The 1474-nt window shown below is 33.0% G+C and carries 1 protein-coding gene; it reads left to right on the forward strand.

All coding sequences use genetic code 11. From position 1 onward, the window contains the following. Positions 1-100 precede the first annotated feature (100 nt). Positions 101-1437 (forward strand): IS3 family transposase gene (locus KW850_RS32530; RefSeq protein ID WP_218351713.1). Its coding sequence is split into 2 segments (ribosomal slippage): positions 101-485 and positions 485-1437, totalling 1338 coding nucleotides; the frame shifts between segments, so codons are not numbered across the junction. Positions 1438-1474 lie beyond the last annotated feature (37 nt).

Raw genomic sequence — 1474 nt, forward strand, 5'->3', positions numbered from 1 at the left:
TTAAACTGTACCCGATAGAGTAGACACTTAAAAAAGGTCTGCCCTATCGGGTACTTTTATGTATAAAGAATAAAAAATGTAAGAATCGGAGAATAATCCTATGTCAAAAAAACTCTTCACTGATAAAGAAATAAAGATCCTTTCTAATAATCCTTATGTCAAATCTGTAAGTACAAAAGGAATTACCTACACTGATGAATTTAAAAGGATTTTTATATCTGAAAGTGTGAATGGAAAATTACCACGGCAGATTTTTGAGGAGAATGGTTTTGATGTTGATATCATTGGTATCGTTAGGGTACAAAGAGCAGCTTATAGATGGCGTGTAGCTTATAATGAATCGGGAGTATTGGGACTTCGAGATACACGTAAAGATCATTCTGGGAGACCGATTAAAAGAGAGCTTAGTTTAGAAGAAAAGAATGCAAAATTAGAAGCTCAAATCCAATTGTTGAGAGCTGAAAATGAATTACTAAAAAAGTTAGAAATGATGGAAAGGGGGCTGGAGAGAAACGAGTAAAAGTAACTGCGGAACAGAAGTTCCTTTTAATTCGTACAGTAATTGAAAAGTATGATCTTAAACATATGGTGAGTTTCTTATGCGAAATATCTGGAGTTTCTCGTTCAGGTTATTATAATTATTTTTCTCCGGAATCTCAGGAAAATAGAGAACGCCGTGAAAAAGAGGACTTAATTTTAAAAGAGAATATTTTAAAAGCGTTTCATTTTAAACGACGTCATAAAGGTGCTCGCCAAATTAAGATGACTTTAAAAGGGCAGTTTGATATTAAATATAATATTAAACGAATCCGAAGGATTATGAAGAAATATAAGATTGTATGCCCAGTTAGAAGAGCTAATCCATATAAGAAGATGTTGAAAGCTACCCAAGAACACTCCGTACTACCGAATTTACTAAACCGAGAATTCAAACAAGAAATCCCAGGTAAAGTATTACTCACTGATATTACTTATTTATATTACGGGAAGGGACAAAAAGCTTATTTGTCCACTATTAAGGATAGTTCCACGAATGAAATATTGGCCTATAATCTGTCAGATCGACTTACATTGGATTTAGCAACGGATACATTGGTAAAGTTAAAGAATAATAGAAAAGTAAAGTTTACGGAAGGAGCCTTTATTCACTCAGATCAAGGAGTACACTATACTAGTCCTACTTTTCAGAAGCATGTAAAAAAATTAGGGCTAGGGCAATCTATGTCAAGAAGAGGAAATTGTTGGGATAACGCTCCACAAGAGTCTTTTTTTGGTCATTTTAAGGATGAAGCATATATAAAACCATGTAATTCCTTAGAGGAACTTAAAAGAGAAATAAGGAGTTATATGACCTACTATAACAATTTTAGATATCAATGGAATTTAAAGAAGATGACTCCTGTTGAATACAGAAATCATCTTCTAAATGTAGCATAACCTTTTTAAAAATGTCCTTTACAACGGGTACAGTTTA

This window comes from Bacillus sp. sid0103 (assembly GCF_019219025.1).